This is a genomic window from Candidatus Symbiopectobacterium sp. NZEC135, from assembly GCF_025962695.1.
This window is the reverse complement of the sequence record NZ_JAGFPF010000034.1, coordinates 1-19349: the sequence shown is the minus strand read 5'-3', so window position 1 is coordinate 19349 and position 19349 is coordinate 1. Positions and strand designations below refer to the sequence as shown.

At 39.7% G+C, this 19349-nt stretch carries 13 protein-coding genes and 2 pseudogenes; 8 read left to right on the top strand and 7 right to left on the bottom strand.

What is annotated here, in order from left to right:
- Positions 1–132: 132 nt before the first annotated feature.
- The 3 genes from J5224_RS16005 to J5224_RS15995 all read left to right on the top strand — a co-directional run bounded on the left by J5224_RS16005 (position 133) and on the right by J5224_RS15995 (position 3065).
- Positions 133–354 carry a helix-turn-helix transcriptional regulator gene (locus J5224_RS16005; protein ID WP_264626322.1) on the top strand — a complete coding sequence of 74 codons (222 nt, stop codon included), beginning with the start codon at positions 133–135 and terminating at the stop codon, positions 352–354.
- A 684-nt stretch (positions 355–1038) separates the two neighbouring features.
- Complete coding sequence (locus J5224_RS16000) at positions 1039–2490, top strand: flagellin (RefSeq protein WP_264626321.1); 1452 nt, start codon at positions 1039–1041, stop codon at positions 2488–2490.
- Positions 2487–3065, top strand: coding sequence for a LuxR C-terminal-related transcriptional regulator (locus J5224_RS15995; RefSeq protein WP_264626320.1), 579 nt, complete (start codon positions 2487–2489; stop codon positions 3063–3065). Before J5224_RS16000 ends, J5224_RS15995 begins: the two co-directional genes overlap by 4 nt.
- A gap of 155 nt (positions 3066–3220) precedes the next feature.
- Here the strand turns inward: J5224_RS15995 and rdrB are convergent, their stop codons facing one another.
- Both rdrB and rdrA read right to left on the bottom strand, forming a co-directional pair.
- Positions 3221–5827, bottom strand: a complete 2607-nt coding sequence (gene rdrB / locus J5224_RS15990; protein ID WP_264626319.1) for an antiviral RADAR system adenosine deaminase RdrB — start codon at positions 5825–5827, stop codon at positions 3221–3223.
- A gap of 2 nt (positions 5828–5829) precedes the next feature.
- A complete protein-coding gene (gene rdrA, locus J5224_RS15985; protein ID WP_264626318.1) occupies positions 5830–8394 on the bottom strand; it encodes an antiviral RADAR system adenosine triphosphatase RdrA in 2565 nt (854 codons plus the stop codon).
- A gap of 265 nt (positions 8395–8659) precedes the next feature.
- Here rdrA and J5224_RS15980 point away from each other — a divergent pair.
- Positions 8660–8955 (top strand): annotated as a pseudogene (locus tag J5224_RS15980) (transposase); the annotation flags it as partial.
- Here the strand turns inward: J5224_RS15980 and J5224_RS15975 are convergent.
- Positions 8944–9084 (bottom strand): annotated as a pseudogene (locus tag J5224_RS15975) (transposase); the annotation flags it as partial. The pseudogenes J5224_RS15980 and J5224_RS15975 overlap by 12 nt on opposite strands.
- A 126-nt stretch (positions 9085–9210) precedes the next feature.
- Positions 9211–10335, bottom strand: coding sequence for a cysteine desulfurase DndA (gene dndA, locus J5224_RS15970; RefSeq protein WP_264626317.1), 1125 nt, complete (start codon positions 10333–10335; stop codon positions 9211–9213).
- Between the two features lie 131 nt (positions 10336–10466).
- On the opposite strand from dndA, the gene dndB reads away from it, so the two are divergent.
- The 4 genes from dndB to dndE are packed head-to-tail and all read left to right on the top strand — an operon-like array spanning position 10467 to position 15496.
- Positions 10467–11546 carry a DNA sulfur modification protein DndB gene (dndB, locus tag J5224_RS15965; RefSeq protein ID WP_264626316.1) on the top strand — a complete coding sequence of 360 codons (1080 nt, stop codon included), beginning with the start codon at positions 10467–10469 and terminating at the stop codon, positions 11544–11546.
- Positions 11543–13210, top strand: coding sequence for a DNA phosphorothioation system sulfurtransferase DndC (gene dndC / locus J5224_RS15960; protein WP_264626315.1), 1668 nt, complete (start codon positions 11543–11545; stop codon positions 13208–13210). Before dndB ends, dndC begins: the two co-directional genes overlap by 4 nt.
- Positions 13200–15158 carry a DNA sulfur modification protein DndD gene (gene dndD, locus J5224_RS15955; RefSeq protein WP_264626314.1) on the top strand — a complete coding sequence of 653 codons (1959 nt, stop codon included), beginning with the start codon at positions 13200–13202 and terminating at the stop codon, positions 15156–15158. The genes dndC and dndD overlap by 11 nt, the downstream gene beginning before the upstream one ends.
- A gap of 2 nt (positions 15159–15160) precedes the next feature.
- Positions 15161–15496, top strand: a complete 336-nt coding sequence (gene dndE / locus J5224_RS15950; RefSeq protein ID WP_264626313.1) for a DNA sulfur modification protein DndE — start codon at positions 15161–15163, stop codon at positions 15494–15496.
- Here the strand turns inward: dndE and J5224_RS15945 are convergent.
- The 3 genes from J5224_RS15945 to J5224_RS15935 all read right to left on the bottom strand — a co-directional run bounded on the left by J5224_RS15945 (position 15476) and on the right by J5224_RS15935 (position 19074).
- A complete protein-coding gene (locus J5224_RS15945) occupies positions 15476–15949 on the bottom strand; it encodes a hypothetical protein (RefSeq protein WP_264626312.1) in 474 nt (157 codons plus the stop codon). The two genes, dndE and J5224_RS15945, sit on opposite strands and share 21 nt — an antisense overlap.
- A complete protein-coding gene (locus J5224_RS15940; RefSeq protein WP_264626311.1) occupies positions 15949–17640 on the bottom strand; it encodes an ATP-binding protein in 1692 nt (563 codons plus the stop codon). The genes J5224_RS15945 and J5224_RS15940 overlap by 1 nt, the downstream gene beginning before the upstream one ends.
- 183 nt (positions 17641–17823) lie before the next feature.
- Positions 17824–19074: a tyrosine-type recombinase/integrase gene (locus tag J5224_RS15935; protein WP_264626310.1), complete on the bottom strand. Its 1251-nt coding sequence runs from the start codon at positions 19072–19074 to the stop codon at positions 17824–17826.
- Positions 19075–19349: the final 275 nt, after the last annotated feature.

Sequence of the window (19349 nt, the reverse complement as noted above, 5' to 3'; positions counted from 1 at the left end):
AATCATCAACGCAAGATGTCGAAGTAATTTTTAACTGAAAAGGCCCATCCTCTGAGGGAAAATAGGCGCTTATTTCTCTTTGATAACGCCAATTTTTCCCCGTCGTTTACTACTCAGAGGGAGAACCAAATCATGACTAATACCACCACCTTACTTTCCGTAGACAATCCACTTATCGATATGGTTTTCATCACGACTTATACCGGTATGACGGATAAGTGGTTCTACAAAATGATCAAAGATGGGGAATTTCCGCAACCGATCAAACTTGGACGTAGTTCAAGGTGGTTGAGAAGTGAAGTAGAAACCTGGATGCAGCAACGCATTGAGCATTCACGCGGTAATAAAATATAATTCCAACTTGTACCTTAATAATAGAAAACAACATTAAACTAGGCAATTCCGCGACTTGCTGTTGACTATGAAAGTCTCCTTTGGTACTACGTTTAGAGCTCCCATTCAGTAACCACAGCATTCCCGCAATCCGATAATAAGTAAACGCTCAAGCGCTCATCTATCACGAGTTCCTTACGACTAAGAGACTTTCTCATAAAAGGTGCAAAGTAGGTCATAGATTCAATAAGCACTAACGCTGTCTCACTGATTATAATTCGTTAACTGATTGTTAACCTCAGAGTCGCTATCATTAGCTGAGAGACAGAGAGTCCTCTTCAATCGTGGAAATACATTCCTCAACATGTAACCGGAACCTCGAACTCTGGTTGATGAGTATATTTTCATCTCCTGCTTTGGCTACTGGACAGACTACCGGTCTGTTTGATTTTCGCAGCGTTAAATGACCTGCAACTTCCCGCACCGTCGATCGGTAGCGCCGATCTATACGATCGCATCGATCTATGAAAACGATTATCTTTTGATCGCTATCACCGCTAAGCTATTGTCGAAAACAAATATAAATTAATGTTTTATCTGCTTTTATTCCTGCTGTTCGGAAGGGACTGTCCTTTCCTTCTTTCAGCCCTGGACAATGGCTTACAGATAATTTCCCTGTTTTTATCACATCAGGATGGATGTGCCATGACCTCGATTAACGCCCATACTTTAACGATATTGAATCAGCAGGGTAAATCAGCTTCCCGCTTGAGTCAGGCCATTGAACGCCTTTCATCCGGTTTACGTATCAATAGCGCAAAGGACGATGCCGCCGGTCAGGCCATTACTAACCGGATGACCGCCAACCTGAATGCCAACAACGTGATCACTGATGGGATGAAGGATGGCCTCAGCCTGATGCAAACTGCTGAAGGAGGACTAAATGAAATCAATAATCTGCTGCAACGCAGTAGACAATTCGCGGTTCAGGCAGCAAACGGCACGTTGTCCGATGCGGATCGCACCAGTCTGGACGGTGAATATCAGCAAATACGCGCTGAAATAGACCGAATTGCTTCCTCGACACAAATCTTTGGCCTTTACCCGTTGGCTCCTGCTGAGCCTGGTCCTCAACCCGCTAAACTGGGAAATACACTCCCACTGGCAGAAAAATTCCCAGATGAAAATACCCAGTATCAATTTCCTTCTGGGGTGGTTTCTCTGGCTTATATTCCTGCCGGAGCAAAAAATATAACCATTACCATCGACTCATTAAGTGCCGATGATGACATCCAATTATTTACGCGGGATGGTAAGCATCTGGTGGGAACCCCCGCAGAAGGGAGTGATGCCGATGTTGTCTGGTCAGCCAATGGCGTGACCGATGAAAGCATCATGAATGCATCCGTTATTACGCAAGACAATGGTTTTTTATCCAATGCGACCTACTCGGCTGACGCTCTATCTCAGGCCGGGGAATATAATATTAACGCAGGTACGCAGAGCAATTATCAGGGCATGACCATCACCTACAGCGGTGACGGTGACCGTTTTGAAGATGCTAACACCGGGGGATTTAACGATGGATATGTGGCTGCAAACCGATTGGAAAAGCTCCACATTGATGAAGTGACGGAGGATTTAATTGTTATTGTGGTGGGCAGCGGTGTGTTTTACGGCAGTGCACGTTGGGATAAGCTTCCCAACCCTACAGAGCCTGCACCGCCACTACCACTTTCAGTTCCTGTCAGTAAAGCAACAACCTTCGTCGTCGGCGCTAATTTTGACGATGACTTACAAACCGTCACCCTTAACCCGACGCCAGCAGATAGCGAGTCGCTGGGCCTGTCGGATATCACACTGAGTACCGCTGATGAGGCAGGCGCTGCATTAGCCACATTTGACAAAGCGTTAGAAACAGTCAATGGCTACCGCAGTGAATACGGAAGCCAGATGAACCGCTTTGAATCGGTAAGTGCTGTGCTGTCGCAAGAAACCATTGCTACATCAGTCGCTCGCTCTCGTATTCTGGATGCGGACTATGCGCTCGAAGTCTCCGAAATGATGAAAGCCCAAATTCTGCAACAGGCGTCGATGTCGATGCTCACTCAGGCCAACCAGCAATCTGACATCGTGTTAAGTCTATTACGGGGATGAATCCAGATTTTCTGGCCGATATCTCATACACCACTGTAGCCACCATGAGAATTGAAATATTCAGCAAATGCTTCTTCACCAAGGTAGCATTTTCGTATCTTGAAGGCATGAACTACGGTAATGAATCAATAAGTGTTATTGATATCGAGCACGGCATCGATACTATTCTGTTAGAACGAGTCATTAACGATGAAAAAATAAAATTTGTTATCATCTTAAATAATCGTAACCACTCTCCCCTGCTCATTGCCAACAAAGTAATATTAATATCGAAACGTTCACCTATAAGGACTTTTAAAAAACTCATCTTTACAATATCGATATTTAAGGAGATAAATGGCCAGGAGGTATTATTATCATCAAAAGAAAAAATGTTTTTTGATTGCTGGCTACAAGGCTCATCAATCAAAGTCATCGCAGAGAACATGACTGTTACGCACAAAACGGCTAACAATATGCGAAATGCAATTTACAGAAAATATGGAATAAAAGACTTATTTACTTTTTTATTGATAGCTAAAATATCACGTATACATAATCCCCAACACATTGCCCACAGGAAAGTATACTTTTAAAGCCACCAATTAAAAACTAGTTACTAAGTTTTCTATGTAGCCTACCTACATTCATTCATAACAAGTTATAAATTAAAGCCACAACACTAAAAAATCAAAAAAAATGTTCGTCAATTTAATTCAACGACGAACATCACTAAATAAAAAACTAATACTTAACAAAACTCATCATTTGACTCATTAGACAGTTCTTGCAACAAGTGGTTAGACTTAAAAATCGACACACCTTTTTCACGAATAGATGAAATCCATAAATCCGCCATCCAAGTACCGATACCAAAACATTGAACAGCGGTTTCACGAATAATACGATGTTCATTAGCAATAGTAGTTGGCATTAAAGCACAATCATCAGTATTTATGCATGCAGCTAACGGACCAGAACGTAACCCATATCGATTAGCTCTTCCCCCCGGTTTTAGCCAGTCAGGATGAGGTGGATTCCAACGAAACAAAGGATGTTCCTGGTATTTTTCAAAACGTCCGATATAAATATTAGATGTAGGGCAAGCTTCGATTACAATACCCAGACGACTATACTTCTCCATCAAAAAATCCTGAATTGCTTCATACAATTTCAGTTCTCCGGGAGATATAATATCCTCATCATCACTGGCCGCTGAAGAAAAAGTATCGATTTGCTCTGGTAAACAATTAACAGAAATGACATGGTTTATCCAGTCGTTTTCATGCTCAGGTAATCCGCTATCTAAATAATGCTTCCATATCTTTATTGCCTTCTCATCTTCTCTGTGCTGTTCTCCCATCAACAATTCAATATCAGGCACCCAATCTTTACGATTAGTTGAATCAAGTAAAATATCAGTATACTCTGGCCAGTTTCGTCGAAGTAGCCAAGCACGATGGAGTAAGTTAGGAGTATAAACGTCATTAAACAAGCGCTGTGACCAATGATGAATTTTGTCTCTCAATCCATGCATAACTGAGATATGCTCAGCTGAATGCTGAGAAAGCTGTACAGCCTGATGATAGGCCCACACAAGATTATCCAGATGTTGCCCTGCTGTAAGATAAGCTCGACGCTGACGACATGCCCATAAATTAACATCCATTCCCAAAGCAAGGCCATGACCAATTCTATCGCCTTCACGCAATTGACAGAAATCTACAGCTTCGTCTATTGATCTCAACCCGCTGAGCAAATGACTATAATCCTCACCAGCATGGACAGTAATAAATGGTTGAGGTAAACGTATAGACAACGGCGTTCCGGCCGGATGTCTTGCGGCTCGGAGGACTCGCAAGACCGGTGCAAACACTTCAATTGGTAGTTCATTTTCATTACCCGCCACATCGTAGCCACGAATTAGTCGACGTAAATCGATAGAAAACGGTGGATTTCTAATATCTGGTTGATATTGTTTTCGCTGTAATGTCACAGAAGCAGAGAAGTTTTCTAATGCCCTGACTTGACGAAGTAAATTAGACCTAAATGTGACTAAACGTTTATCTTGCGTGTGTTTTTTATCAGGGAAACCACGAGTAAAGTGTATTACGAGATGAGATTTTTCTGGTACATGCCATTCTTCATGCGTAGTGAAAAAATCCGTTAATTTATGATGATGAATATTCAGCTTGCGGATATTACCAATAACAAAGTCGGGAGAAACCCTATATTCTCTTGACACGCTAGCAGCCAGATCATAACGCACAACTTGTTGAATCGAATAATCAGGATTGGCGCGACGTATTTTTGCACCAAAGAATTCAATAAACTGTCCTAATCCAACAGAAGAAACAACCATATAGTTGCGTAAAATCGTACTAATACGTATTAAATTCGACAAACCACTTTGATAATCAGACTGGTGTTCATCCAACATCATACCGCAACAAAACAGTAGCCAACGCTGATGTCCTGAATATTTTTTCTGAACTGCCGCAAACAATAATTTTTGTTGCTCAGTATGAATATTATATGTCTGTGTCAAATCCCGCAACATTCTACGTTCAGTAACAGATAGAGGTAGGGCCACAGCTTTCGCTAATAGTGTGTAATTGACTCCACTAACGTTTTTTTGTTTCGTGTCACTATTTCCATCAGGGTAAATAACTGAGAACAGGCAATTTACATATGCCGAAAACCAATCCGGCAAGAGATGTTTATCTAACATTTCACTTTCAAAAAGATGATATTCCTCTCGATTAGGCCATGCTATATCTGATTTTAAAGAGTAATCACCATCAAGAAAAGTCAGCATCGAAAGCGAAGTATAGCCATGTCCATTAAAATGAACATGATTATCTGCATAGCTAGTATCACTGTAATCTCCGGGGAAAGCAAATGGACACTGTCGTCCGGTCAACAAATCGATTAATTCGTGCTCAGATAATACATTGTGTTTTACTAGCTGTACGTAGGCTCTAGCTATCACCCATGCAGGGTCAATAATAGAACATAGCATAAGCCAATCTTGTAAACGCTCTCTACGGACTTCAAAACAATTCCCTTTCCATAACAAAAAATCATTTGACAGTTGTGTCAATATGGATGAGTGATTTTTTTGCTGTGTTATTAAACTCCAGCATTGTATATTATTTTTAATATCTTCCTTTCGAAGACGACCTCCAAAATAAAATTGATAATCCTTAGCGGCCAAGAGTAATAAATCATTTTGTTGAGGTACCCCAGCCTCAATTGAGGCTTTTCCGCCTATATGCTGTTGCATATAAAAATAAAAAAGTCTATCTGATGCCAAATGGACACAGGGAAGTAACCAGCGTGGATCTTGGCTATACATGGCTAAAGATCTCCATCCACAGATTTTCTTAATGTTCTAAACAAAACGCTTAGCCCTGAATTTTTTTGACGCTCTATTATATTTTTAAAATTCTCATTTTCATCATACGATTTTTCCATATCCTTAAACATTCGTTTTGCAGCCCCTGATGAAAACATACACCAAGTTGAAATTTCACCCTTTGTTTTGTTATTACAAGCTTTGTTACCTGATAATTCCTTATATTCTTTTACAAAATCTCGACTATAAACAGCATTGCTTATCTTTATTTTCTTAAGTTTATAAAAAACTCCATTATTAATGGTAAAAACAGGATGCTGCCACATAACATCAATCAATTTAAAAATACATTTAGAACTCTCCGTTAATATTATCGACTCGTCATTTGAAGTTGGCAACTTAAAAATCCCAGTTAAATTTCGGGATAAAGTTTTATCTTTTTGAACAAAATCAGAAAGGCTTCTCACCAAAGAGGAATTGGCTCCAGTTGCAACATTTGTATTAATAACTCTATCATCGCGAGTGAAAGAGACAATTGAGTTAATGAATATATATTCAAACCTCTTTGCAAGGTCAGATAGATGTTCGTCATCAAAGCCATCCCCTTCATTTGAAGAAATATTATCTCTCAGAACATTTAACTGAGAAAAAACCTTATTAAATGAAGTGGAAAATAATGGGATCATATTTTCCCCTTTCAAACCTGATAACTTATTTTTACCAACCCAGATATTAATATCATCAATTAATTTAGAAACCTCACTGTCATACTCATCCTCTTGTTCGTTTTCTTCTTTTCCATCAGAAAGAGCGCCTTCATCCTCATCAACTACTTTAGTAGGATTCATCGAAAAAATTGAATAGAAAGGTGGTCTCTGGAATATGTTCTTGCAAACAATCTCAAATGAAATTCCTGAGGGGAAATTTTCCGTAACAGCTAACATAGACCAGAACAACAGTTCAAAAGCGCGACTGAAAAAAATATGATATCGCCTATTCAATTGTTGGCTGTAATAATCATGATGAGTATACAACGCAATAAGTGTACGATTTTTATTTTTCTCTTCAGCAATGTGTTTAGTCAAATAAAATGGCTCTTTTATAAATTCCAAAGTAGGCATGCTACGCAGAATATAGTTATCGTTGCCATCTTTAGTAAAAACAGTATTCAGAATTTTTTTGTTAATTTCTGATGCATTTAATTCATCAAGTCGACGTAACTGCTGTCCATAAAAGTCTTTTCTTGCCCAACGATATCGATATTTTTGTAACAGAGGATTAAATGCTACTACTTTAGATAAAGATAATTGTTCTGGTTGCTGTGTAGAATAAATATATAAAAAAGATTCAGAATTTGTGAGCGCAGTGCCATCCTGCTGCCCCTCGGCCCAAACTTTGAATGTTCTCCACAGTGATTCACTATTAACAATAGTCGTTTTTTCAAGCATGCTCGGTGGCAATAACCTTACTAGTTGAACTACTTCTCTAGCATTGTTTGGCTTCGGCCAGTCTGTGCTGCGCTCCTGACCATTGCAATGAGGATAGAAAAAATTTTTAATTTTCTTTACATAATCACCATATGAAATAAACTTTATATTGCCATGCGTCTGTACCATTTCACTAAACTGAATCTTTAACTTTGGTAATAGTTGTTCTATAGGTTGTAAGGGCAAACGGTCATGATTTGGAAACACCTTCGTCAAATAGGCATTAGATAGACGGCTCGCTTCTTTTTGTCCTTCATCAAAGCTGATAGATTCCTTTTTTTTAGCTAGTGCGTCCTCGAATTTCATTGTGACAATATGACGATAAAGATCGTCATCACCACTTACTAATGGCAAAATTAATGGACATGATAAAAGACAACGGATATCATCTAATACACCAAATGCATTATCTATTTTCATATCTACATCATCAATAGGTAAAACAATAGCATCACAACCAAGTAGTTTTACGCTAGCAATTAGAAATTGATGAAAATATTTTTCAAGGTGGATACCCGAACGATATTTTTGAATACGATCAATTCCACGTAATTCATCAAATTCTGAAGATTTACCTAATGCACCAGCCAGTTCAGTCATTGCTTTGAAAAAACTATTTTTATTATCTTGATCAGCTTGCGGTTTAGTCAATTCCTTTTCAACTGCAGCATACACCGATGCAATAATGACCTCAGAAAAACGATCATCTATATTGAGAAGAGTTGGGTCAATAACATCCATAAAATGCAAGCTAGGTAATGTTTTTTTTCCATTTATCTCTCCCTGCATTTCCCAAATGGCTTTTGCATTACGCAAAAATACCGTTTTACCTGTTCCTCTAGCCCCACTGATGAAAATAACATGATGATAGCTATTTAACCGCCCCTGTAAGCAACCGTAATTTTTTTCACTTTGGAGCTTATATTTTCTAGCTTCTCCTCCCATGTTCTCTAATAGCTCGGCTAATTTCCTATTAGCCTGATGCTGCCATAATCCACTTTCTTTATCATCGTTAGTAGATGAAAGAAAATCATCTTGGTATTCAGGTAAACTCAAATCAAGAATAATTTCACCAAACATAAATCACCATTTGAAATAATTAGCATATTAAGAATAATAAGTCTATCCTATTTAAGGATGCAACAATATATAATCGAAATAAATACGTTAGTTATAATCTATAAAAAAAAGGCAATAAATGATATTTATTATCAAAAATAACAATAAAAAAAGAAAATCATGCTGTAGAAGGTTACAATCAGGCGCTGTTTCCTTGACCTACTCCCCGTTGATTAATACACACCGATGTTAGTAATGTCTTCATAAGTCACATGAGGACGTCACCATGAAGAAGCATTTTTCCGACGAACAGATCATCAGTATCCTCCGCAAGGCCGAAGCCGGGGTTTCTGTCCAGTAACTCTGCCGCAAGCATGCTATTTCAGACGCGACCTTTTACACCTAGCGCAAGAAGTTTGGCGGTATGGAAGTCCCCGAAGTAAAACAACTCAAGTCCCTTGAAGAGGAGAACACCCGTCTCAAGAAGCTACTCGCTGAAGCCATGCTGGATAAGGAGGCGCTTCAGATGGCTCTGGGCCGAATGTTCTGACGACAGACCAGAAGCGGGAAACCGCCAAACTTCGCTTTCCAGTTGTAGTACGAGGCCTCGGATATCCCCGCTTCGCGACAGACATCCTTGACGGTACGTCCAGCTTCGACAGACTTCAAGACGGCGATAATCTGGTGTTCGGTGAATCGGGCTTTACGCATGACGATCTCCTCAGGGAACATACTCAGTATGTCGGAAGATCTCTAAAAGTGAATGGCTCGCTTTACCGGGATACTTACAATAGCATCAATATCACTCATTTTGTGGTATGACCTAGAATCTAAATATCAGAGCAGCGCCCCTAACTGTTTTTTAATATCATTATAAGGTATTTGCTGTGTATCGGCCCCAAAGGAAACACGAATAGCACCATTGAGCCGTTCCACGTCTAACCCCATAGCCACTAGCACATGAGAGGGGCTGTAGCTGCTAGACGTACAAGCCGATCCATTTGAAACAGCAATGATCTCTTTAAGTTGAACCATAGCAGCCTCTGAATTAATGCCAGGAATAGAAAAATTCAAAACATAAGGTGATGTATTGATGCCATTAATCACAGCACCAAGTTTAGTAACAGTAGCAATGAAATCATTTTTTAACACAGAAACATGCTTAATCCATTTATCTGCGTTCTTTGTTGATAACTCACTAGCTAATCCTAAACCTGCTATTAATGGAGTTGCTAAGGTACCTGGACGTAACCCTTTTTCTTGCCCACCACCATAATAAAGTGGTCTTAACGGTGATTTGAGGTAACCACGGCGTCGCATAATTAATGCGCCAATACCTTTTGGTGCGTAAAGCTTATGTCCGCTAACACTAATGAAATCAATACGTGTATTTTCAAGATTGAATGGGTACTTCCCAAAACTTTGTGCCGCATCGACATGTAAATACGCATCATGCTCACTCAACAATTGACACACTTCATCAATAGGCTGAATAACGCCAGTCTCGTTATTAATATGCATAATCGATACGAGCACCGTATCTTCTCGCAATGATCTTTTTAACTGCGCAGTATCAATCTGCCCATCTGATGTAACATCAAGATAAGTCACTTCAAAACCTTGCGCTTCTAAGTGCGAAATAGGCTCCAATACGGCTTTATGTTCGATCTTACTGGTGATAATGTGCATCTTGCCAGCATTCTTCGCGAACTCACGCAAACCTAAAATGGCTATATTGTTGCTTTCTGTCGCACCGCTAGTGAAAATAACTTCAGTTTTATCAGCCTTTACTACAGCAGCAACCTGATGGCGAGCCAACTCTACAGCTCTTTTTGCATCAACCCCATACTCGTGTGTACGGCTTCCGGCATTACCATACTCTTCAACCATCATTTTATAGACAAGATCAGCCACTTCAGGAAGGACAGGAGTAGTTGCACTGTAATCAAGGTAAACGGTCATTTGCTTGTTCCTAAAAATCTAAAGACATCATCCAAAGGTTTTGCTATTATGCTAGCTCATGTTCGTACGTACAAGCCAATGTTTTCGTTCGAACACAATCTGTACAGTGACATTTTGAGGAACTACCAATAGTGAACCATATCGTATCTGGAATCAGTTTCCCCGCGATTCGAGGGATTCAAGCTGGGCACGAATACTATATTGTGATGTGTCCTCTCAAAAGACTTAAAAAAATTTTTACGTTAGATGAGTCTATGCTGGCAGAAAGTGACAAGGCACAACGAGTGTTAAATCATAGCCGCATCCCACAGATTGCACGCTATATCCACAGTAATAGGATGGATTATACATTTTCAGCCATCACAGCTTGTATCGAAGGACAAACATACTTTGAGCCTATCGCCGCTGAAGGGCATGGCAATAAGATTGGTAATCTTGTAGTTGATGAAGATGCCGAGTTCTACCTGACTGATGGCCAACACCGTAGTGCTGCTATTCAACAAGCGTTAGAGGAAGACCCCGCACTGGGAGATGAAACTATATCTGTCGTTTTCTTCGTTGATAAAAATCTTAAACAACGCCAAAAAATCTTCCGTGATTTGAACCTTTACCCTATACCAGCCAATAGATCCATCGCAGTGTTGTATGGCTCTACACCTGAAGAAAATCTGACTAATCATGTAGTAGAAGGTAGCGAGTTTTTTAATGGTGTGGTTGAATTTTCAAGTCGTATCAGCAAGCGTTCAGCTAAATTTTTTATGCATAGTTCAGTGCATGCGGCCTGTATGGAACTTTGTCCTGATATCACTGAAAAAAATTGGCAGCAACAAGCAGAAAAAGCTGTGGAATATTGGGACGAGCTAGCAAGTAATTTACCCCTTTGGCAGCAAGCAAAAAATCATCAGATCAAACCGGCGGACAGGGCAAACTATGTGCTATTCAGTGCGATTCTTCTGAAGAGTTTTGCTATGTTTGGCAACGAACTGCTTGCGGAGCATAAAAATTGGAAAGCAATACTAAATAAATTCCAGGGTTTAAATTGGGCTCGAACAAACAAATTATGGATGGAACGCTGCTTTAATAAAGGTCGAATGGATCATAGTGTACATTCCGCTTTACTGACATTGAACGCTCTAAAACAACATTTACAGCTACCATTAAATGTTGAGCAACAAAAAGTCGAAGATAAATTTTTAGGATTAAAGAAATGAGTTTGCCAGTGAACAGTCCTTCTTACTCCGCATTTAACAAACAAGGCCTAAAAGCGACTGTTGCTTCCACTATTGCCCATATCAAGAAATTATATCTATCAGATCAAATTCCTTGGGTCATCGGGTATAGTGGAGGTAAAGACTCCACTGCAGTTTTACAGCTTGTATGGTCTGCTCTGCAAGAGCTCAGAAAAGAAGGTCAGTGTCATAAAGATGTGCATGTCATTAGCACAGATACTCTTGTAGAAAATCCTATTGTTGCTATGTGGGTTGAAAAATCATTAGAACGGATGCTCGAAGCAAAACAACAACAAGATCTTCCTATTAAGCCACATCGCCTGACACCTGATGTCAAAGATCGGTTTTGGGTTAATCTCATTGGCAAAGGCTACCCTGCTCCACGCTATAAATTCCGTTGGTGTACTGATCGTCTAAAAATTGCTCCTTCCAATAATTTTATCAATAAATTAGTAGATAAACGAGGCGAGGCGATTTTAGTCCTAGGTACGCGTAAAGCTGAAAGCACAACCCGCGCGGCAACAATGGAGCACTATGAAAATATTGAAACCAACACACGTCGAGCTGATGGGCTAACGGCAAATGGTACCCTAGATAGGGTTTGGGTCTATCCTCCTATTGCCGACTGGACTAATGATGATGTTTGGGTATATCTGAACTCAGTATCCAATCCTTGGAATTTCCCAAATCAGGATTTAATGGGCATGTACCAAGGAGCAACTGAAGGTGGTGAGTGTCCACTCGTAGTCGATAAAAGTACTCAAAGCTGTGGTGATAGCCGATTTGGTTGTTATATTTGTACTATGGTGTCTGAAGATAAATCCATGTCAGCGATGATTGCTAATGACGAAGAAAAAGAATGGATGTATCCGTTATTAGCTCTGCGCAATGAAATTGACGTGAACGACGCAGATCATGGTAAGAAATTAAGCAAACTACGTCGAGATAAATCTCGTCGTGATTTCCGCCGCATGAATGGCTCGTTGACTGTACACATAACAAAAAATGGGGCTGATCTTGTTCCAGGGCCATATGTACAGAGTTTCCGTGAAGAACTACTTGAGAAAGTATTGATAGCTCAAGTAGCAGTGCAGGAAATGGGACCTGTAGAAGTAAAAAATCTTGAACTATTACCTTTAGAAGAATTGGAAGAAATTCGTCGTATCTGGCTGGAGGAAAAACTAGAAGTAGAAGATAATCTTCCTGCAATTTACCAAAAAATAATGGGGAAACCTTACCCCGGCTCACGCCGAGCTCACCATCCTATTCTGAACAAAACAGTGTTAGATAAACTCAAAACCTTCTGCGCTGAAAATAACGATGACGAAGGCCTCATGTACCAACAAATACGAGCTGCTATGGTTATTGCCAATAGACATAAAAGTCAGTTACGGCGAGCTAATTTAGCTGCAGAGTTAACAGATAGCTTAGAGAAAGGAGCATTTTCATCTTTAGATGAGGCCAAAACATTTGCCCTTGAACGTAAAAGGCTCGAGCTACAAATTCAATATGACAATTCACCAAATTTGTCAGAAAGAGAAAAAGAATCTATCAATGAGCAGATTGCTATTATTACTCGTTCAGTCAAGGAACGTGGATATAGCTCATTGCTGATTGAAACAGAGGCTGTCAGCGATGATATTTAACAAATTAAAAATTATAAATTTCGGCATTTATCAGGGTGAGCACTCGATTAACCTTGAAGTGGAACGTGATAAACCGGTAATCCTACTAGGTGCATTAAATGGTGGGGGTAAAACAACTTTTCTTGATGCCATACAGTTAGTATTGTACGGTAAACATGCGAGATGTTCTAACCGTGCAGGTACTGCCTATAGTGCATTTTTAGCCAGCTGTAAAAATCGTTTTTCACCGCCAGAAGCTGAGGTTAAATTAAATTTAACCTTTACACATCAAACGGAAAATAGAATTAATCGCTACGATATTGAGCGTAGCTGGTATGTGAAGGGCTTAGATACAAAAGATAAAATTAAGGTGTATGTTGATCTTGAACTAAATGAGCATCTAAGCCAGTACTGGGATGAAGTTGTTAATGAATTTATCCCACTTAGTTTATCAGATTTATTCTTCTTTGATGGTGAGAAAATTGAAAACTTGGCACATCCACAACGCTCATCAGAACTAGTCAGAACTGGTATTGAGAGTCTACTAGGATTGGATTTACTGTCACAATTGCAAATTGACCTTTCTCAAGTGGATAAAAAACGCCTTGTAGCCAATGTTGATCAAAGTATCATTGCGAAAGTAGAGTCCTGCGAAAATGAAATGGGTCAGTGTAATGCTGCAGTTTCAGATTTAAAAAAAGAACTAGTTGAAATTGAACATAACATCAGTAGCACCACTATTGCTGTTAACAAAGCTCGTCAAGCTGTACGTAATGCTGGTGCCCATCTGATTGAAAAGCGTGATGAACTCAAGTTTGAGCTAGGTACTATCGAAACTAAAATAAGCCTAAATAAAGCCGAACAAATTAAATTGGCTGCTGGTGTCGGTCCACTGGGATTAGTGAAAGACCTGATTGAACAAACTAAAGCACAAATTCGTCTAGAAACTGAGGCAACACAGACAAAAATACTGGATGAAGCAATTAGTGCTTATAACGGAAAAATCCTCAATGTACTAAAAACCACAGCTGCACCTGAACAGACCGTCTTTCACGTTAATAAAATTATAGCCGAACAAGCGCAGGAGCAACAGGCCCTGGCTAATGTCGAGTGTTTTTTGAAAACGGAAATGGGTATTTTTAATGGCTTAGAAGAACGAATTACACAGGAAGATAAACAACGGCAGCATTTGCAAAAAGAACAACGACAACTGCTTGAGCAACGAGCCATACTACAACAACAGCTTGATACTGTACCTGATTATGAATCGGTTCAGCATTTAATTACTGAATTAGCTGAATGTGAGGCAACTCTTAAAAACCTCACGACACAGAGCAAGCATAAACAGCAATTACTTGAACAAACAACTGCAAAAAATAATATTTTATCACAGCGCTATACCAATTTATTAGCACAGCAAAACAAAGATACTTTTGAACAAAAACGGACTATCCAAGTAAGCAACCACATTAAAAAACTAAAAACGACTTTGCAAAGCTTTGCTGAACTGTTAATAAGTGAAAATATCGATCGGTTGCAAACATTAGTTAAGCAAAAATTTGATGCTTTAGGTCGTAAATCACAGCTTATCAGTCAGTTAAAAATTTGCCCTGAAAGCTTTGCTATCACACTTTATGATGCAACAGGTAATATACTTGAAACAGCTAAACTTTCGGCAGGTGAGCGGCAGCTATTAGCAATCGCCATTTTGTGGGGTTTAGCTGAAGCCTCAGGTAAAGAACTACCAACCGTTATTGATACACCACTTAGTAGATTAGATGGTAAGCACCGTAGTAAATTGGTGAATCACTACTTCCCCAAAGCAGGTCCGCAAGTAATCTTACTATCTACCGATGAAGAAATTATCAGTGAGTATTATCAACAACTCAAACCATACATAAGTCGTGAGTTCCATATTAGTCATAGTGAGCAAAGCAAAACGTCCAGCTTTAAAGAAGGGTATTTTTAATCATGCAACACATTGATATAATTCGCTTATCTGAAAAGCAAAAACAACAACTTATCACTCTTAAACGCAAAACTGGTATAGAAAACTGGAATGTTCTGTGCCGCTGGGCGCTTTGTAAATCATTAGCTGATCCAACAGTACCACCGAAGGAAGATATTCCTTCGGATAGTAATGTTGAAATGACCTGGAGAACATTTGCAGGTAGCGAGCACAAGATTTATGAATCAATTGTATTGTTCAGAAGCAAAAAAGAAATGGCGGATCAGAATATCCATGACTTTATCAAAACGCATATATCTCGAGGCTTGAGTACCCTCTTAAAGGTCTCCACACTCTAGCATTAATTTCCATTTTTTGTATTTTTCAACAGCCATATTTAGTATGGCTTGTGAAAATGAATCTGGATCAAAACCAAAGCTATGTCTTACTGGGTTGCTAGAGGCTGTTGATACAACACGAAGTTCTTCACCAAAAACATATGGATTTAAAAAAAAGTGCCTTTGAACTTCGTACTCAACAGCCTTTCTAGCTATTTTTCTATTTAAATCATCTTCATAGTCAATGATATTAGTTGCAACACTAGCGAAAAAGATTTCTTCACATTCATTAATATCATCTTCCTCAAATCTCCTTAAATTCTCCCTAAGGGTTCCTCCCTTGCTTAGGTGTCCTCCCCATCTGATTGAAGGATGACCTCCAGTCTCACCAATGTATAAATAACCATTGTGAATAATAAAATATATATTGGAGCAATACCTTGCTCCAACTAATACACCATTACTCTTAATCATTATTCTGCCAAGTTAATATTTTCACCCGACCATTCGGCCAACCAATTATTTACATTGTTGTGGAATTTCTTAAAGATTCTATTAAAAATCTCTACATCAACCTCTACAAAGTTATCACGTGTATTTCTTTCAGCAAGACCAACAGAAAAAATTAATGCTTCTGAAACAATACGTTCCGTACTGTTTTCAGGGTACCTAGATAAAAACTCCTTATAGAAAGGATGATTTTTATTAATACCTACAAAAACCCCCTCCGTTGCATCATAAAACGCTTTCCACACCATCCCGTAATCGACTTTTTCTGAATATACAATCTTCCTGAAACTATGATGAGCTTCATCATCTATTTTGATGTCTAATTCTTGCTTAGCATTTTCGCCATCTATAGCACTGTCATTTCTTCTCTTAATGATCTCAGAGTTTAGCTGACCTGTAATTAAATCAGGATCATCCTCCGATACGTTTTCTATAGTTGCAGTAAACCCTAACCCCTCTTCATTTTTAGTTGATTTTAATTTATCCTGACAATCAACTCGAATATTTTTTGCAGTAACTAAAGCCTTATCAACTATAGCCTTTAATTTATTTCGGGTTTCATCATCAATTTCTAATCTTTGCTTTGTAATATCAACATGCAGAACATCATCATGAGCAGTTTCTAAATCCATCCTTATTCTTACATTAAAATCGTCCTTTGTTATTATTCCATCCAAATCATCTCCCCAGCGTATTAATCTGCCATTCCTGTATATAAAAAACCCACTATTTTCTTTAGATATTTCGTATGTCGATATTTTATCTTTTAAACTTTGAGGAAGTGGCGATTTAGACTCAGCCATACTAGCCTGTGGAAAAACGACAGCTTTTATTTCTATAACAGGAAGATCATCTCCTTTTACATCCTGAAGAACCCATTTATCCTTCATGGCAAGAATTGGGCTATAATAATCATATTCATCTGGAATGTACCGTTCTTTAAAATCAGGACTATCCATAAATAACATATCCCTTGGCTGAATAGGTATTACATTACCAACTTGGCCATATGGTTTTATATCTAATGTTATTCTCAAAGGATCATCTTTCTTCAAAAAAGAAAAGTACGTTACACCAAGACGCTTCTTCAACTTCTCCGTCGTTAACTTAGGCGATGCCTGGTTAATACTTTCACACCCTTGTACCAGCACTACCGTTCCTGAAGTGCTTTCAGTAAAGAAATCAGGTATTAGCCCAAAAAAATCATCAAGCTTTCTTTTATTTATGAAAAGCTTATTTTGCTCTTTTATAGCATTGCTATCAAATGTGAAAGGACCATATATACAGCCATCGACTTTGCTGATAATGGTAATTGATGTCCCTAAAGAAAGCCCCGCTGACTTCAAACCTAGCCCATACTTTGACAAGCTATTTTGTGCGTAGTTACTATTATTCGAACCAAGTGAAAATGCGTTTTTTATACCATCCGAGTCCATGCCATTACCGTTATCTGTAATTACATAAGTTGACACCGCATTTCTTGATTTTAGATTTTTCCCCTCAGCAAGAATTAAGTTAACGCTGATATCTTTTGCGCTAGCTGTTACTGAGTTATCAATTATATCCATAATTGCAGTATGTGGTTCATAGCCAATTTTGGCAATAGCTTCACATATTCTACCAGCGTTAAAATCGATCGCTATTTCATTATTCATGTGTTCTCCAAACATGATTGATCTCACATTCCCCACTAGAGCTGTCGAGCCGAGGTGTTTGGGAACATGGATAGATGCCGCAAACCTAGGCTAATACCCTTTTATACCGTAAGCCTTGGACAGATACAAAAAATAAGGTATGAAATTCTGCATACCTTATAAAATGTTAGTTAATGATCAAAACTATTTTTTTGCAAAATCAAACGGACTAACCCCACTCTCCCGGTTCGCATCAAGAAAATCAGCCCACCATTGCAGCATTAGCTTGCGTTCGTCCAGATGCTCCGCCTTATGGATATACGCCGCACGGACGCCATTACGTTCCTGATGGCTCATCTGCCTTTCTACCGCATCCCGAGACCACAAGCCTGACTCAATCAAAGAACTACAGGCCATAGTACGAAAACCGTGACCACACACTTCCGTTTTAGTGTCATAACCCATGGTTTGCAATGCTTTGTTTACTGTCCCCTCACTAACGGGTTTTCTTGACGAATGATCGCCAATGAAAACCAATTCGCAATGTCCACTCACCTCTCGAATCTTTTTAAGGATCTCCACGGCCTGGCGACTTAGCGGAACAAGGTGTGGCGTGTGCATTTTTGAGCCACGCTCAGAGAATTTCACACCGGGAATAGGTTCACGCTCAGAGGGAATCGTCCACAAGGCACGCTCGAAGTCGATTTCCGGCCAGCGGGCAAAACGCAATTCACTGGAGCGGATAAAAATCAGCAGAGAAAGATTTATTACCCACTGGGTAAACTCACGACCTTTGTAGCCATCTATACGGCCAAGAAGTTCAGGCAAACGTTCGAGTTCCAACGCCGGGCGGTGTTCAACTTTGCCGGGCATGATCGCTCCTGCCATATCCTGCGCCGGGTTATAGTCAATCAGGCCGTTTTGTACGGCATAGGTCATGATGGCGGTCACACGTTGTTTTAGGCGTTTAGCTACTTCTAAGCGTCCGGATCGCTCAACGCTTTTGATCGGTGCCAGCAAGTCGCGTGTTTTCAGATCTGCGATATGTGTACTGCCAATAGTGGGGAAAATATTGTCGCTCAGGCTTTTCAGGATGCGTTCAGCATGTGAGCCAGACCATTTCTTGTTGTCGGCATGCCAGGCACGGGCCACAACTTCGAAGGTTTTTTCATCCTCTTCCTGTTTGGCTTTTACCGCTTTTTTATGTTCCCGGGGATCGATCCCCGCAGCAACCTGTTTTCTTGCCTCATCTCTTTTCTGACGCGCTTCTGAAAGGGAGACTTCAGGATAAACGCCTAACGCCATGAGATGTTGCTTGCCGCCAAAACGAAAACGCAGCCGCCAGTATTTGGAACCGTTGGGATGAACCAGCAAAAACATCCCATCACCGTCAGTCAGTGAATACTCTTTTTCTTCTGGTTTTGCCGAGCGCACTTTGATATCGGTCAGAGCCATTATCAATGTCCTCATAGGTGCTTACGGTGAGTATACAGAGCAAGATAGAACCAACATATATACTCAGATGTATACTCACAAGCAAGTTGATGTAGGTTGAATTGTGTTGACGTCGGGAGAGTAAGGAATGAAGGAAAGCCAGTAAAACCGTGGATTTTGGATAAAAAAATAGACGTCTGTTGACGTCCATTGAGGTGGTGATGGTGCCCGGGGCGGGACTTGAACCCGCACAGCGCGTACGCCGAGGGATTTTAAATCCCTTGTGTCTACCGATT

Excerpts from the sequence above, each read along its gene's own strand:
- J5224_RS15935 (WP_264626310.1), bottom strand. The coding sequence starts at position 19,074 with ATGGCTCTGACCGATATCAAAGTGCGCTCGGCAAAACCAGAAGAAAAA.
- J5224_RS15940 (WP_264626311.1), bottom strand. The coding sequence starts at position 17,640 with ATGAATAATGAAATAGCGATCGATTTTAACGCTGGTAGAATATGTGAA.
- dndE (WP_264626313.1), top strand. The coding sequence starts at position 15,161 with ATGCAACACATTGATATAATTCGCTTATCTGAAAAGCAAAAACAACAA.
- J5224_RS15945 (WP_264626312.1), bottom strand. The coding sequence starts at position 15,949 with ATGATTAAGAGTAATGGTGTATTAGTTGGAGCAAGGTATTGCTCCAAT.
- J5224_RS15995 (WP_264626320.1), top strand. The coding sequence starts at position 2,487 with ATGAATCCAGATTTTCTGGCCGATATCTCATACACCACTGTAGCCACC.
- dndD (WP_264626314.1), top strand. The coding sequence starts at position 13,200 with ATGATATTTAACAAATTAAAAATTATAAATTTCGGCATTTATCAGGGT.
- rdrB (WP_264626319.1), bottom strand. The coding sequence starts at position 5,827 with ATGTATAGCCAAGATCCACGCTGGTTACTTCCCTGTGTCCATTTGGCA.
- J5224_RS16005 (WP_264626322.1), top strand. The coding sequence starts at position 133 with ATGACTAATACCACCACCTTACTTTCCGTAGACAATCCACTTATCGAT.
- rdrA (WP_264626318.1), bottom strand. The coding sequence starts at position 8,394 with ATGTTTGGTGAAATTATTCTTGATTTGAGTTTACCTGAATACCAAGAT.
- J5224_RS16000 (WP_264626321.1), top strand. The coding sequence starts at position 1,039 with ATGACCTCGATTAACGCCCATACTTTAACGATATTGAATCAGCAGGGT.
- dndC (WP_264626315.1), top strand. The coding sequence starts at position 11,543 with ATGAGTTTGCCAGTGAACAGTCCTTCTTACTCCGCATTTAACAAACAA.
- dndA (WP_264626317.1), bottom strand. The coding sequence starts at position 10,335 with ATGACCGTTTACCTTGATTACAGTGCAACTACTCCTGTCCTTCCTGAA.